This window comes from Bradyrhizobium sp. B117, assembly GCF_038969555.1.
In the GTDB taxonomy this organism is placed as follows: Bacteria; Pseudomonadota; Alphaproteobacteria; order Rhizobiales; family Xanthobacteraceae; genus Bradyrhizobium.
Genome location: NZ_CP152414.1, coordinates 2,638,793 through 2,652,429 on the forward strand (window position 1 = coordinate 2,638,793; position 13,637 = coordinate 2,652,429).

Consider the following 13,637-nt stretch of genomic DNA (forward strand, 5'->3'; position numbering starts at 1 on the left):
ATAACTTCGTTACAACGTGGTTATAACGAAATCAAGGACTCGTCCGGCCAATGGTTAGCAAAGGGTTTCCTCCCAAGAAGAAGCGCGGCCCGGTCGCGCGGGACGTCAACGATATCCGCCACAACCGGCTGACGCTGCGGGCCCACGACGACCTGATGAAGCTTTTGTCGCTCCGGGCATCGGAGGCGGGTCTGTCGAGGTCGGCCTACATCGAGCGGCTGCTGATCAATTGGCTCCGCGCCGATCCGAGAAACCCGCGGATCGACAACATGGGCAAGATGGCCCCATCGGCGGGGCCTACGCCATTCGAAGCGAGGTCGACCGAGCCGCTGCGGATCGCCGAGCGCTGGAACCGGTTTTCCCAGGCCCATGAGCTGATTTTCGGTCAGAACGCGCCGCGCGACTGGTTCGAGGACGCGGATTCATACTGGCCGGCAGCCGTTGGCGGGCACCTGGACCCAAACGACAGCGGCGACGATCCGGAGGAGGCGGAGGCCCGACGCTTGGCGGCGAAAAAGCCTCGCCAGCGCTACTGACGTTTCGAGACTCGAATTCTCGTCCGAAAAAGTTCAGCCTGATCAACGCTTCGACCCTACGGCTGCATTACGACTCTTTGAATGTTCTCAGATCGGGACTTTCCGAGAGTCGAATTGATTATGTCCGACTTCGAACCTGCTCCGGCGCCTCCAAGCTGGGGCACCGGTGGCGCTGCAGCAGTTTTCCCCGCTGTCGGCTGTCAGTACCACGCGAATCCTTGGAAAGGGCTTGCGCTTTTTCGCCTGCAGCTGGAGACTGGTGCCGGATCGCTCTCATCAGGCCCCATGACCGACAGCTCGACCACGCATTCCGAATCCTTGACGCACGCCTCGGCCGACGCTGGCCCGGCGAAGGCGCGTCGTCGGCCCACGGTCGTGCGCGTCGTGATGCCGCGACCGGACCTGCTCGACGACCTGCCGGACAGCGAGCGCGAATTCTCGATCGAGAGCCGCAAGGTCGTGCAGCGGCTGGCCGACAATCGGAAAAAGGCGGCCGAGCGCCGTGAGCGCGACGAGGTCGACATCGAGTCCTTGGCGAACGCCATGCTAGAGCTCGGAAATGAGGAGGATCCCGAATCCTTCCGAGACCTGCCGATCGCCTCCGTCGCCGCGATGGCCGAAGTCGACGTCAAGCGTGCCGAGCGCCTCCGGCGGGACGCTTTCTGGCTGGCCCGCGACCACGTGGTGACGGATCCGGCCGTCAAGGCGAGCGAGACGGCCTACCAGCGCAATCTTCGGATCGCGACGGACGCGCTGACTTCCGGGCTGGTGAAGACGAAACACCTCAAGGCATCGCAGAAGCCGTACAGCCCCCGGCAGGCCACACTCATCCGAGAACACTGCCGCCAGGAAGAATATCTCCGCCGCATGGCCGACGAGCCGCGCGCGCAGTCCCACATCGTTGAGCGCCACGACGCCGACGGCGTCGTCACCACCCGCCATCAGAGCGCTCGCGATCGCTTCGATCCAGGCGGCCGCGGCTACGTCGGCAGCGCCGGCTATGTTGGAGGATCGTCGACGCAGGAGAACGGCGGCACGTGCTGGCAGGACGAATACGTCGAGAAGGGCAAGCGCTCGGACGCCAGCGTCATGGATCAGCGCTATCTCGAGATGACGCCGAAGGCGCCCGGTAAGCGCCGCAAGGGCATCAGCGACAAGAAGACAATCCAGCGCATCCAGTACCTGGATGGCATCGGAAAGGCTCCGGAGGAGATCGCCGCCGACGAATTCGTCAAAGAGACCGTCAGTCGCGTCAAAGGCGCGCTGCACTCCCTGCGTTTCGACACCCGGCACTGGGCCGGCGACAACAACGACCGTCGCGCAGTGCACCTGAAAAAGTGGGTCGGCTTGGATCAGATCCACGGCAACACGCGCACCGACTGCCGCGAGATCATCCGCGTGGACAAGGACTACGTTTTCGAGTCCTGGCAGGAGTGCGAGGACCACCTGAACACGCTCAAGGTCCGGCCGCAGAAGGTCAATTTCGTCCGCGACGATGCTCATCCCGAGCGCGTGACCAAGCCGCATTATCTCTACTATCTGCCGGACGGAAATGGCGTCTGGTACGACGAGAGCACCGGCATGGCCATGCTCGAGGCCGCCGCCGCCGCGCTGACGATCGATGCCGGGGGCGATATCGGCGGCCTGGCGAACATCGGAGACGTCAAGCAGCCGACCAGCCCCCGCGTCGTGAGCATCGACATGGAGACCGAGCACCTGCCGACGCTCTCGGAGCTCTGCAAGATCCTCGATGTCGACCTGAAGCAGAACCTTGTTGTCACCATGCGCCAGCAAAGCGTCGCCAGCATGGTCGAGGCTGGCATCTCGGAGACGCAGTCCGGCGCCATCTATTCGCTGGCGTGGAAGCGCGGCATCGAGCTGTGCGGTCTTTGGGAGCGGCTGAACCAGCTCCGCGTCGACGCCGAACTCGACCGCCGCCGCCTCGGCGTCGAAGTCTTCGACGCTCTGCTCGAAGACCGATTCATGGCCGACCACCTGCGGACGCTGCGCGCCTCGGCGCTCACCGCGGCCGAGAACAGCATTCGCGTGGCCGCCAAGAAGGTCGCCGAGTCCTACGGGCGCGGGCTCCGGGCTTCGAGCCGCGGCTACGACCTACGGGCGGCCGAGGCGGAGGTGAAGAAGGCGGTCGCCGACGTCCGCGCCACCGCTTCCTCCGACCTGACGCCGGCCGAGCTCAAGAAGCTGGAGATCCATGCCGCCCAGAGCATCGGCCAGGTCCACTGCAACCGGGTCCAGGTCCAGCGCAGCGTGCGCAGGATCGCGGACGCGATGCTGGAGATCTCGAAGACGGGCGCGGTGCCCGATCAGAAGGCCGTCCGCAAGCTGACCGGCATGCATCGGACGACCGTCGGAAATCACTGGGATGCCGCCATCGCCATCAAGGCTGCCAACGCCATTGTGGCCGTGATCATGGACGCGCCGCCGGTCGCTCCGGAGCCCGAAAACCATCCCTCAGCGGCCATTGCGACCGACCGTGCAGAATGCTCCGGTGTACGGGGGGTAACTGGAACAGACAGCCGAGAGAGGCAGCCCGGCCAGCCCGTCGACCAGCCTTCCGAGGCCATCCCGGCGACCTCCGGCGAGACGCTGACCATCGAAACCATGATTCCGGCGACCATGCTGCCCCTCGTCAACGGGCTCCGCCCCTGGAATCCGGGCTCCGGTGAGACGCAGACCGGCCGAGCCTTGCTCGAATTCTGCCGTCCAGGGTTCCGTATTTACCGCTCGAAGCTTGGAATCCGCGAGGAAGCCCGCCGTGAACTCAAGGGGCGCCCGGCCTCCGGCAAGTCCGGTTCTCACGATCATCTCGATGACGCTGACGTCTGGCCGGAGGCGGCGCCGGCCTGATCGTCGCAGACCTCCGGGCCCTGATGCAGAGCCTGCGGCGCGCTGATCGCGAGGCCGCCGGCCCATGCCCTCATCTTCGTCGGTTGCGCCTTGCAGCGGCGTGCCGGATAACCGCGCGCACAGCGATCGGATCTTCCGGTCCGAACGGGAGAGCACAGATGGCGAAGCTTCGCCGCAGGCTGACTCAGGACGACGTCGCCATGATCGAGAAGATCGACGACGTTACCCGGACTTGTTTTGCTCGGGATCCGGATCGGCCGGACAATCAATTCTTCAAGCCTCGGGGCCGCATGCCGGTGGAGCTGCGTCGCGCGAAACAGCGTATGAGGACCGCGCGTTGGCGTGCTGACATGGACCGGCGCAAGTCGCCGACCATCGACGAAGTCGGCCGCGCGCTGGTCGAAGCGTTGGTCACCAGCGACCGCGAAAGGCTCATGGATCGTTCCGGCGCTGAGTTCGACCTGGTCAAGAGGGCGCTGGTGTCGTTGCGGGATCGCGGCTACTCCGTCGAGGAGACGTTGGAGACGCTGCGCCGTCGCCGCAACGGGCTGGTTCACCCAGGCGACCGCCTAGACGAGGACTCGGAGTCGACCGGCGGAGCGATGTTGTTCTGATCCGCTGACCGGACGCATCATGTCCGGAAAATAGTTCGCCGGCGCACGTTGACCTTTTTAGCTCCGAAGACGATTGTATCCGCGTTGGTCGCGAGCGATCCACTTGCTGGCCGTACACGAAGCCCCGCAGACCTACCCCTGGTAGACCCCCTGCGGGGCTTCTGCATTTCCGCCTTCGTCGAAAACGGCTTCGTTCGTCACCAGTAGTGACGCGTAACGTCTCGGCATGGACGAGAAGCCGACACGCTCACACGCAGAACGCCAGCGGCGGTACCGCAACCGCAAGCGCGACGGGATTCCGACGGACGAGCAGTTCGCCAAGGAGCTCTGCCGCGTCGTCTTCGAGAACCTCGACAACGCAGGCTTCAAGCCCGTCGACGCCGTGAGCACGTCGCGATCCAGGCTGCTAGACCGCTTCTCGTTCGACGGGATCAACCGCGTCATCGTGCGCCATGGGGCGTCGCGATGATCCGGATCGAGATGGACGCCGGCGTCGCCGGCAGGATCGACAGGATCGGCAAGGCCATCAACAAGGGCCTCGCCTTCACGCTGACGGACAGCGCCAAGTTCGCCAACGAGGACCTCCTGACCGAGCTGCGCGGCAAGGTCGACCGCCCGTCGCCGTATACCCTCAACAAGTCGGGGTACGGGCTGACCATCGCCAAGATCGACGACGTGAGCCCGTTCTCCGAGTCGTTCGTGAAGCCGGACCAGGCCGCCTACCTCAAGTTCATCATGGGCATGGCGAGCGTTCGCGGACTCGGCGACGCTGGCGCGTCGGCAAGACACGCCTGGGTGCCGGGCCAGCGTCCGGGATTCACCCCGAGCGGATCGTACTCGGCCAAGCCGCGGCTTTCGACCTACGGGGGCGTGCCGGACAAGTATTCGAAGGCGCTCTACGACCTGTCCAAGAAGGACTTCGCGATGACGCTGCGCACGCCCGGGAAGACGACCGGTCTGGCGCCGTCGTCTCAGGGCGGAGTGTTCTACGTCAGGAAGCCGTCCGGCAAGCTGAAGGTCGGCGCCTTCTACGCCAGGGCCGAAGCGCACCGCGCCGATCACCGCCGAACAGCAGGCACGCGCCGAGAAGAAGAACGGTCGTTCGCTGGCGCTGCGTCAGCGCGACGCACATGGTCGGTTCATCGATAGCCGAGGATGGATGCCATCGAGTCCGACGGCCATCGCTGATAGTTGTGGAAAAGCTTGGACAGCGCCAGGTCCGCGCTTTGGCGCCTCAGAAGCGAATTTAACCATGCTGGCGAGGCCTCCGCCGAGTTGGTTCTTCCTTGCGCTCAGGATCGTGCTTTGCGCCGACGAGAAGGCCCATCCTGAGCTCTTTCCAGCCCGCGATCATGATGCCTTCATCGACTCTGCGAAGGCTCTCGACGCGCCCGCCGCAGTCGCGGCATGTTGAGCCATAGCTTCGACGTGGAAGCGAGCAGAGGAGTATCAGTATGTCTAAATCGAAGTCTGGTGTTCAGCTCGATATGTTTCCGCCCTTCACGATCAACAAGACGGATTCTGGTCGCGTCATCGTTCGCCCGCTGGAGGATGGTCACGGGATCAAGAACCGCGTTGACCGGCTCTGCGAGGCCTTCGGGGGCCGTTATGTCGACCAGGAGGAGGGCTACGTCATGACCAAGGCCGGCGTGGCCAACATGGAGGCGGCTTACGTGAAGGGCCGCGAATCGTTCTTCTGGTTGCTGTAGTTTGTCCCGCGAGCCGGCACCGACGGATGCGGTTTGAAGCGCACAACTGTCGATTTTGCGCAGTGTAGCACGTAAGCCATCAAGGACTCACGGCACGATTGCTAGGCGCCGTGAATCCCAGAGTGCCGACGGGTGGCTGGCCGCCTCCCGCAGTGGTAGAAAGAGGAGTGATAGATGGGCAAACCGCGCACTTATTCGTGCTGGGACACGTCAGTAAGGATCCAGGAGGCTGGTCACGGGCTTGGCGTCTACGGGAATACGTATGAACTCTTCCCAGGCGGCGGTCACACGCGTACCGGCGACGCGATTATGATCCATATGACGCCGGGCATCCGGTTTCTGATCAAAGATGTCGACGCTGCTATTGCCGAGGCCAATCGCCGCGCGAACGAGCGGGTCTGACGTGTAAATCGGCGCCGGACGCCGGTAAGTACGGCTACCCACGTGGCGAGTGCCCCGCTGCGGTATCAAAAAGACAACGCAGCCGCAATGGACCGGCTCCCGGTCGCTGCCGCGAGGCCAGACTGCTAAAGCTCCAGCAACGAACCCGCCAGCCGGATCCGGAATACCGATGGGCAATCTCTATTCGATCACGACCAACCAAGCCGCTATCAGCGCTCTGTTCCGCGTCGTCAACCGCTACGTCGGCAACCTTGCGCTGATGCCCGGCGTCTTTCCGGACTACAGGGCGCCGATTGTGCGCAATAGTGCCGATGGCCGGGAGCTCGCTACCGCAAGGTGGGGGATGCCGTCGTCCCAGCAAGCCCTCCTGCAGGCAACCAAGAAACGCGCCGAGAAACTGCAGGCGAAAGGCAAAACCATCAACTTCAAGGAGTTGCTGCGGATGGAGCCGGACAGCGGCACCATCAACATCCGAAACGTGAAGTCGAAGCACTGGAGGCGCTGGCTGGGTCCGGAGCACCGCTGCGTGGTGCCGTTCAACTCGTTCAGCGAGTTCAACAAGGCCGAAGGCGGCGACATCTGGTTCGCGCTCGACGAAAGCCGTCCGCTCGCATGCTTCGCCGGCATCTGGACCAACTGGACGTCGGTCCGGAAGGTCAAGGAAGGCGAGACCACCAATAACCTCTTTGCATTTCTGACGACGGAGGCGAACGCCGAAGTCTTCGCCATCCATCCGAAGGCAATGCCCGTCATCCTGACGACGCCCGACGAGATCGAGACCTGGATGACCGCACCCGCCGCCAAAAACCGAGCCGATGCCGGCGAGCTCACAATGCTGAAGACGTACTGAGTCAGAGTTCGTTGGACTGTTCTGAATGGCGCGCCACTCAGAACAAAACTGCGAACTCGAATGTAATTGAAATTACAGCCATACATTGCTCGACCTGCCGCTTAAGGGTTGAGCCTATCTTCAACAGGACAAGCGCGCCGGCTGGAAGGACATTGGGCCAAGAGAAAGCGAGTGGCCTCAAGTGCCGTCATGCAGCCGAGACCGGCGTGACAGCTTGCCGATAGACGCCGTCCCCCACGTCGCCAGCCGCAAAGAGGCCCGGCTTGAGCGTCGCAAATCGGTGAGGGCTACGCTCGCCTGCGCTGATCGTCGGAGGAACGAGAATACGTTTACTCCTTCAAACAGGATATTGTGCACTCCAGCGCATTGGCAGCGTACCGCAGCGGCTCTAGGTAAAATGATGATATTGTGACGATCGTCGAGAAGCGGGAGACGAGGCAATGATACGGGATGAGAAGCTCCAAAGGATCATCGAACGCGCTATCCAATCAGCTTTCGTTGATTTTCCGGACGCGGGAAACGGGACGGCGTGGCCGAAAACTTACAAAGAGCCCAACGAATGCAAGACTATCGCAACAGCCGTCCTCGCCGCTCTCGAAAATGCAGGCTACACAATTTCGCTCGATGCAAACTGAGGCATCAAGGTAAGCCAACTAAGCCTCGATCAGGGCGCGCTCATAACAGGCTTTATCGTAAGGAAAAACGACCGCCGGATCGGGCCTGTGGAGACGACGGTGCTTTCCGGGATAGTGCAGCCGCCACAGAACATCGCGAATGATATTAAGTCGCGCATGTTCCTTGTCGCCGGCCCGGACCACGGTCCAGGGCGAGGTGACGGTGTGCGTCCGTTCCAGCATCTTGTCCCGGGCTTCGGAATAGGCCTTCCAAAGCTTCTGCGCCTTGGCATCGATCGGGCTCAGCTTCCATTGCTTCAGGGGATCCCTTTGGCGGTCGGCGAGCCGTCGCTTCTGCTCCTGTTTCGAAATATCAAGATAGTACTTGAGCAGGGTAATACCCGAACGCTCAATCATTGCTTCGAAACCCGGCACGGTCTCGAGGAATTCCTCGGTTTCCTTCTTGGTGCAAAAATTCATGACACGCTCAACTCCAGCACGGTTGTACCAACTGCGATTGAACAGCACGATCTCTCCTGCCGCGGGCAAGTGCGAAACGTGACGCTGGAAGTACCATGAACACCGCTCCCGATTGCTCGGCGGCCCCAGCGCTACGATGCGGGTATCACGCGGGCTTAGATGTTCGACAATCGACTTGATCGTGCCATCCTTGCCGGCGGCGTCGCGACCTTCGACGATGACAAGGATTCGCTGGCCGCGCTCAATCACGCTGCGCTGCAGCTTGACGAGCTCGATTTGCAGCCGGACCAGCAGCGCGTGATACCTATGGCGACTCAAATGTTGCGGAAGCGGTGGCCGGTTCTTCATGGTTCGATCCCTCCTAGTCGCCTCACTATCCAGGGTTGTCACGCCGACACGACGCTGTCCATCATTTGCGGCCCTCCGACCAGCGGTCACGTCACACTTGTCGGATCCTGTCGCACCGCGAAACTGATGTTGTGCTTGCACTTCGACACCCGTCAACATGACCGTATGAATGAATCGCAGCGTTCTTGCTCGGTGCCTCGTCCGCAAATCCGCCCGGGTTTCGGTCGTCTGGATTGACATTTGCATGGGCACGTTCAACTCGGCCATACTTCCCGAGGGGACCACCGGATAAGGGCCTGTCAGACGCTGCCGCGGATTGGAGCTTGCGTTGATTACGCTGAAGGTTCTTCACACGACGACCTATCGATTCAACGAACACGTGCACCTGTTGCCGCACCGCTTGATGCTTCGTCCGCGCGAAAGCCGCGAGCTTCGTTTGATTTCGAGCAACGTCACGGTGACGCCGCATGCGGCCTTGACCTGGGCGCACGATGTGTTTGGCAATGCAATCGCGACGGCCACGTTTCAGATGACAGCCTCCAACCTGGTGATCGCCAGCGTCGCGGAGCTTCAGCTCGACGCGGTTGCATGGCCGGTGTTCGATATCGCTGTCTCGGCCATGTCTTACCCATTCCGCTATTCTGATGACGATTGGACCGATCTCGGCGCCCTGGCTCTCCCCCAGTTCTCGGACACGGCGGGGGTCCTACGAAATTGGGCACAAATGTTCGTTCGAGGAGGTCGGACTGATACGCTGTCGCTGCTAAAGGACCTGAGCGTCGGCGTTTCGGAAGCTGTCCGGTACCAGAGCCGTGAGGATGAGGGTACCCAAACGCCGGTAGAAACATTAAATCGTGGCTTGGGGTCATGCCGGGATTTCGCGGTGCTGTTTACCGAAGCAGCACGCATGCTCGGGTTCGGAGCCAGGATCGTCTCCGGCTATCTTTACAATCCAGAGCAACAGAGCGTCGGATCGAGCAATGCGGGATCAACCCATGCGTGGGCCGAGGTCTTCGTACCGGGCGCCGGCTGGATCCCTTTCGACCCGACGAATCGCAGCCTCGGCGGCCTCAATCTGATCCCAGTCGCGGTCGCGCGCGACATCCGGCAGACGATTCCAGTGTCCGGCAGCTTCGTCGGCAGCATCGGCGCCTTCGCCGGGATGTCCGTAGAAGTTCTTGTCACATCATAGATCGACGCATTGGACCTTCGGCAACCTTTCTGATCAGTCGTTCAGCTTCAAGGCCCTCACGTTTTCTAGAAGGGACTTCAGGCGCCCGCTCATGATGGGCATCGCCTGTTGCGCCTACTCGTCAGTGGGGCTTGGGCCAAAGAGTGACGTTGCGATCAGTGATGCCGTCCTAATCTGATGGCAAATTCCCTTTCGTTAAATTTTCTTGAATGAGCAATTTTGACCATGAGCTCGCGCCGCGTTGCGGCACAATACTTCTCACCGCCCTGCTCTCGGCATCCATCGATGATTGAGAGAATGTTTGCGAGGAGCGCAGCTATAGCCAAATGATTCCCGCTAACGGCAACACCCACTGAAGGATCGCCGCTAGGCAGAATGGAATTGGGCGATTGGCATAACCTGTCGACAGACTTTCAGGGCTGTCGCTGACCCACGTCAATCCACACGAAACAAACAAATCGGCGATAGCTGGAACTCTTGTCGGCTTGCCCTGTTCATTCTTTGTCCCATTCCGGACGCATAAGAATTGGTGGATACTATGAAAAGAATTCTATTAGCGACAGTCTCTGTTCTCGCATTCGCTTCTCCGTCATTCGCGGCTGAGACTGGCAAAACCGTTGGCCAATCGCCCTCCTCGTTCTACCTGGCTCAGGATACTGCGACCATGAAGTGTCAGATCGTCGAGAGCCAGCCTGCTGCCGGCGGCAGCATGAGGGTTGTCGGCGCCGCTCACACGACAAAGGCCTCGGCAGAAGCGGCTTTGAAGGCGGACAAAACTTGCGCCAAGTAATCGGTTAAGTCGCGGCGCGAGCACAAAGGCGGCTCTGCGAGTTCGCTAGAACCACGAATCCTCGGATCCGCTCCCACCAGCGCCTCGAGCGCCCTGGGTCGAGGTTCTTTATCGGCCAGCGGCACGCAATCGACTTGCCGCTTGAGGTGCTCCAAATTCGAGAGGATACGACCATGAACCAGCAGACAATGAAATACGCGATTGCGGTCGCACTCTTCGGTGCGGCGACGCTCGCCTCGGTGCTGCCTTCGGGGGCAGCTCCGATCTCGCCGAGCACGACTCTTCCGACACAAGCGGCTTCGTCGTCCGCAGTGACAGAAGTCTACTACCGACGCCACTACCGCGGTCGCGGCTACTATGGCGCTCCGGGGGCCGCAATTGGTCTTGGCATCCTGGGTGCCGCGGCTGGAGCCGCCGCCTACGGGGCCTACGGAGCCTACGGGCCAGGCTACGCGCCGGGCTACTATGCGCCAGATTACTACGGCGGCCCGTATCCCTATCGCCGCCAATACTACGCCCCGTATTGAGGGCACGAGCGACGCTGTTTGGGCGTGGCAACCTCTGTCACAGACCATTCCCACTCAACACGCGCTCGAGCGCGCACTGGATCGCGATGGCGCGGCTGCGCCCTTGTGATCCGGTCAACTGCATCGGCCGCTCCCATCCGGGGTCGCCTGCGGACTCTTGCAGGAGGTCGACGAATCGCAAGACAGACAAAACTTGAGACCCAATATCCACAAGGTCCCACCAAAGGAGTCGGACAATGTCGATCGGACTTATCCTCATCATCCTCCTCATCATCTTCCTGCTTGGTGGCTTCAGCGGCCGCTTCGGCGGCTACGGCTACGGCTATGGCCACGGTGGGATGGGGGTCATCGGTACCATCCTGGTCATCCTCGTCGTATTGCTACTTCTGGGTCGGCTCTGACCCTCGCAGGGTCGGCTGTGTCGACCGGGCGCCTCCCAAAATATCCTTTCCCCGCGTACCGGGTCCCAACGAGCTCGACCAGCTGAAGCCGACAATGCCCGCCGATGAAGGGGTGTTTGTGCCTGCCTCGGTCCTGCTGCAGCGGCTGCACGACGAGGCAGCGGCAAGATCGCTTTACCCTGGGCTGGCTGATGGGTCGCCTACACAAGCGCTCCTTCGGCCCTATTATGCCGCTGCTCGCTGTGGTCGCTATTGCACCGGATGTCTCGATCGTAGCCGGCCTGCTACTCATGATCCCCGCGTCCCAGATGATCGCGGTCTTCGGTCTAATCACGGGGGCGACCAACCAGGGCAGAGCTATGCACTTCCCAAAATCCAGTAACGGTGGGGTGAGTCCTGACTGGTTTGGTAACAATTCTCACCCGCCACCCGGCTGCAATGCAAAGTGCTGATTTTGAGATATTGCACAAGGCGTCCTCACGGAAATCCGTGAAACGGCGAGAATTCATCACGCTTCTCGGCGGCCGCTTTTTGCTGATTCCTGCAAAAAAGGCCCAAGCATCTCTGCCGGGCCTTCGTTATTGTTGAGCTCTGAACGAGTAGGACTTAAAAATCCATACCACCCATGCCGCCACCTTGAGGCATGCCCCCACCGCCGGCGTTCTTCTTTGGCAATTCGGCCACCATGGCTTCGGTAGTGATCAGGAGCGCCGCAACAGAAGCCGCATTCTGAATCGCCACACGAACGACCTTGGTCGGGTCGATGATGCCCTTGGTGACCAGGTTGCCGTACTCGCCGGACTGGGAGTCAAAGCCGTAGCCATACTGATCCTTCTCCAGGATCTTGCCGACGATAACGGAGCCGTCCTCGCCAGCGTTGATCGCGATCTGGCGGGCCGGCGCAGACAGCGCCTTGCGCACGATCTCGACGCCGGTCTTCTGGTCATCGTTCTTGGTGCGCAGCCCCTTGAGATGCTCGGAAGCACGCAGCAGGGCGACGCCGCCGCCCGGCAGGATGCCTTCCTCGACGGCCGCGCGGGTCGCATGCATCGCGTCATCAACGCGATCCTTGCGCTCCTTCACCTCGACCTCGGTCGCGCCGCCGACGCGGATCACCGCGACGCCGCCCGCGAGCTTGGCAAGACGCTCCTGCAGCTTTTCACGGTCATAGTCCGAGGAGGTCTCCTCGATCTGCGCCTTGATCTGCGCCACCCGCGCCTCTATGTCGGCCTTCTTACCGGCGCCGCTGACGATGGTGGTGTTCTCCTTGTCGATCATCACCTTCTTGGCGCGACCGAGCATGTTGAGCGTGACGTTCTCGAGCTTGATGCCCAGATCTTCCGAGATCGCCTGGCCGCCGGTCAGGATCGCGATGTCCTGCAGCATGGCCTTGCGGCGATCGCCGAAGCCCGGAGCCTTCACGGCCGCGACCTTCAGACCGCCGCGGAGGCGGTTCACGACCAGGGTCGCGAGCGCTTCGCCCTCGACGTCTTCCGCAATAATCACAAGCGGCTTGCCACTCTGGACGACGGCTTCCAGCAGCGGAAGCAGTTCATTCAACTGAGATAGCTTCTTTTCGTGGATGAGGACGTAGGCGTCTTCCATTTCGGCGCGCATTTTGTCGGCGTTGGTGACGAAGTACGGCGAGATGTAGCCGCGGTCGAATTGCATCCCTTCGACGACCTCGAGTTCGGTCTCGAGCGACTTGGCTTCTTCAACCGTGATGACGCCCTCGTTGCCGACCTTCTTCATGGCGTCGGAGAGGAACTTGCCGATCTCCGCGTCGCCGTTGGCCGAGATGGTGCCGACCTGGGCGATCTCCTCGTTCGAGGTGACCTTCTTGGAGTTCTTCACGAGATCGGCGACCACGGCTTCCACCGCGAGGTCGATACCGCGCTTCAGGTCCATCGGGTTCATACCGGCGGCAACCGCCTTCGCGCCTTCACGGACGATCGCAGCCGCGAGCACGGTCGCGGTGGTGGTGCCATCGCCAGCTGCATCTGCCGATTTGGAGGCAACTTCTCGCACCATCTGCGCGCCCATGTTCTCGAACTTGTCCTCAAGCTCGATCTCCTTGGCGACAGTGACGCCGTCTTTGGTGATGCGGGGGGCGCCGAACGACTTGTCGAGCACGACGTTCCGGCCCTTGGGCCCGAGCGTGACCTTAACCGCATTGTTGAGAATTTCAACACCGCGCAACATCCTGTCGCGGGCGTCGACGCCGAACTTAACTTCTTTGGCCGACATCATGATCTCCGTTTTCAACTGTCAAATCCAAAAGACCGCGCGACTCGGCGAGCTCTTTA

Annotated in this window: 13 protein-coding genes and 1 pseudogene; 11 read left to right on the plus strand and 3 right to left on the minus strand. The window is 61.5% G+C overall.

Going from position 1 to position 13,637, the window contains the following annotated elements; translation table 11 throughout:
* The first annotated feature begins 155 nt into the window (after positions 1 to 155).
* From AAFG16_RS12795 to AAFG16_RS12830, 8 genes are all read left to right on the plus strand, one after another.
* Positions 156 to 536: a hypothetical protein gene (locus AAFG16_RS12795; RefSeq protein WP_143130629.1), complete on the plus strand. Its 381-nt coding sequence runs from the start codon at positions 156 to 158 to the stop codon at positions 534 to 536.
* A 285-nt stretch (positions 537 to 821) separates the two neighbouring features.
* Complete coding sequence (locus tag AAFG16_RS12800; RefSeq protein ID WP_092216783.1) at positions 822 to 3,404, plus strand: hypothetical protein; 2,583 nt, start codon at positions 822 to 824, stop codon at positions 3,402 to 3,404.
* Between the two features lie 158 nt (positions 3,405 to 3,562).
* A complete protein-coding gene (locus tag AAFG16_RS12805; RefSeq protein WP_092216782.1) occupies positions 3,563 to 4,018 on the plus strand; it encodes a hypothetical protein in 456 nt (151 codons plus the stop codon).
* A gap of 226 nt (positions 4,019 to 4,244) precedes the next feature.
* Positions 4,245 to 4,487 carry a hypothetical protein gene (locus tag AAFG16_RS12810; protein WP_342739366.1) on the plus strand — a complete coding sequence of 81 codons (243 nt, stop codon included), beginning with the start codon at positions 4,245 to 4,247 and terminating at the stop codon, positions 4,485 to 4,487.
* Positions 4,484 to 5,167, plus strand: coding sequence for a hypothetical protein (locus AAFG16_RS12815; RefSeq protein ID WP_092216780.1), 684 nt, complete (start codon positions 4,484 to 4,486; stop codon positions 5,165 to 5,167). The genes AAFG16_RS12810 and AAFG16_RS12815 overlap by 4 nt, the downstream gene beginning before the upstream one ends.
* 305 nt (positions 5,168 to 5,472) lie before the next feature.
* Positions 5,473 to 5,727 (plus strand): hypothetical protein, encoded by a 255-nt coding sequence (locus tag AAFG16_RS12820; protein WP_143130628.1) that lies wholly within the window; start codon positions 5,473 to 5,475, stop codon positions 5,725 to 5,727.
* Between the two features lie 174 nt (positions 5,728 to 5,901).
* Positions 5,902 to 6,129, plus strand: coding sequence for a hypothetical protein (locus tag AAFG16_RS12825; RefSeq protein WP_143130627.1), 228 nt, complete (start codon positions 5,902 to 5,904; stop codon positions 6,127 to 6,129).
* A 169-nt stretch (positions 6,130 to 6,298) separates the two neighbouring features.
* Positions 6,299 to 6,979, plus strand: coding sequence for an SOS response-associated peptidase family protein (locus AAFG16_RS12830; RefSeq protein ID WP_018646271.1), 681 nt, complete (start codon positions 6,299 to 6,301; stop codon positions 6,977 to 6,979).
* Positions 6,980 to 7,080: 101 nt separating this feature from the next.
* On the opposite strand, the pseudogene AAFG16_RS12835 reads toward AAFG16_RS12830, so the two are convergent.
* Positions 7,081 to 7,268 (minus strand): annotated as a pseudogene (locus AAFG16_RS12835) (hypothetical protein); the annotation flags it as partial.
* Between the two features lie 364 nt (positions 7,269 to 7,632).
* On the minus strand, positions 7,633 to 8,421 hold the full coding sequence (gene ppk2 / locus AAFG16_RS12840) for a polyphosphate kinase 2 (RefSeq protein WP_092216779.1): 789 nt from the start codon (positions 8,419 to 8,421) through the stop codon (positions 7,633 to 7,635).
* A 328-nt stretch (positions 8,422 to 8,749) separates the two neighbouring features.
* Between ppk2 and AAFG16_RS12845 the strand changes: the two genes are divergently transcribed.
* The 3 genes from AAFG16_RS12845 to AAFG16_RS12855 all read left to right on the plus strand — a co-directional run bounded on the left by AAFG16_RS12845 (position 8,750) and on the right by AAFG16_RS12855 (position 11,331).
* Complete coding sequence (locus AAFG16_RS12845; RefSeq protein ID WP_092216778.1) at positions 8,750 to 9,613, plus strand: transglutaminase family protein; 864 nt, start codon at positions 8,750 to 8,752, stop codon at positions 9,611 to 9,613.
* 978 nt (positions 9,614 to 10,591) lie between these two features.
* On the plus strand, positions 10,592 to 10,930 hold the full coding sequence (locus AAFG16_RS12850; protein ID WP_342739368.1) for a hypothetical protein: 339 nt from the start codon (positions 10,592 to 10,594) through the stop codon (positions 10,928 to 10,930).
* A gap of 236 nt (positions 10,931 to 11,166) precedes the next feature.
* Positions 11,167 to 11,331: a DUF3309 family protein gene (locus AAFG16_RS12855; protein WP_018646276.1), complete on the plus strand. Its 165-nt coding sequence runs from the start codon at positions 11,167 to 11,169 to the stop codon at positions 11,329 to 11,331.
* 606 nt (positions 11,332 to 11,937) lie between these two features.
* Here AAFG16_RS12855 and groL read toward each other — a convergent pair.
* Positions 11,938 to 13,578, minus strand: coding sequence for a chaperonin GroEL (gene groL, locus AAFG16_RS12860; protein WP_028338372.1), 1,641 nt, complete (start codon positions 13,576 to 13,578; stop codon positions 11,938 to 11,940).
* Positions 13,579 to 13,637 lie beyond the last annotated feature (59 nt).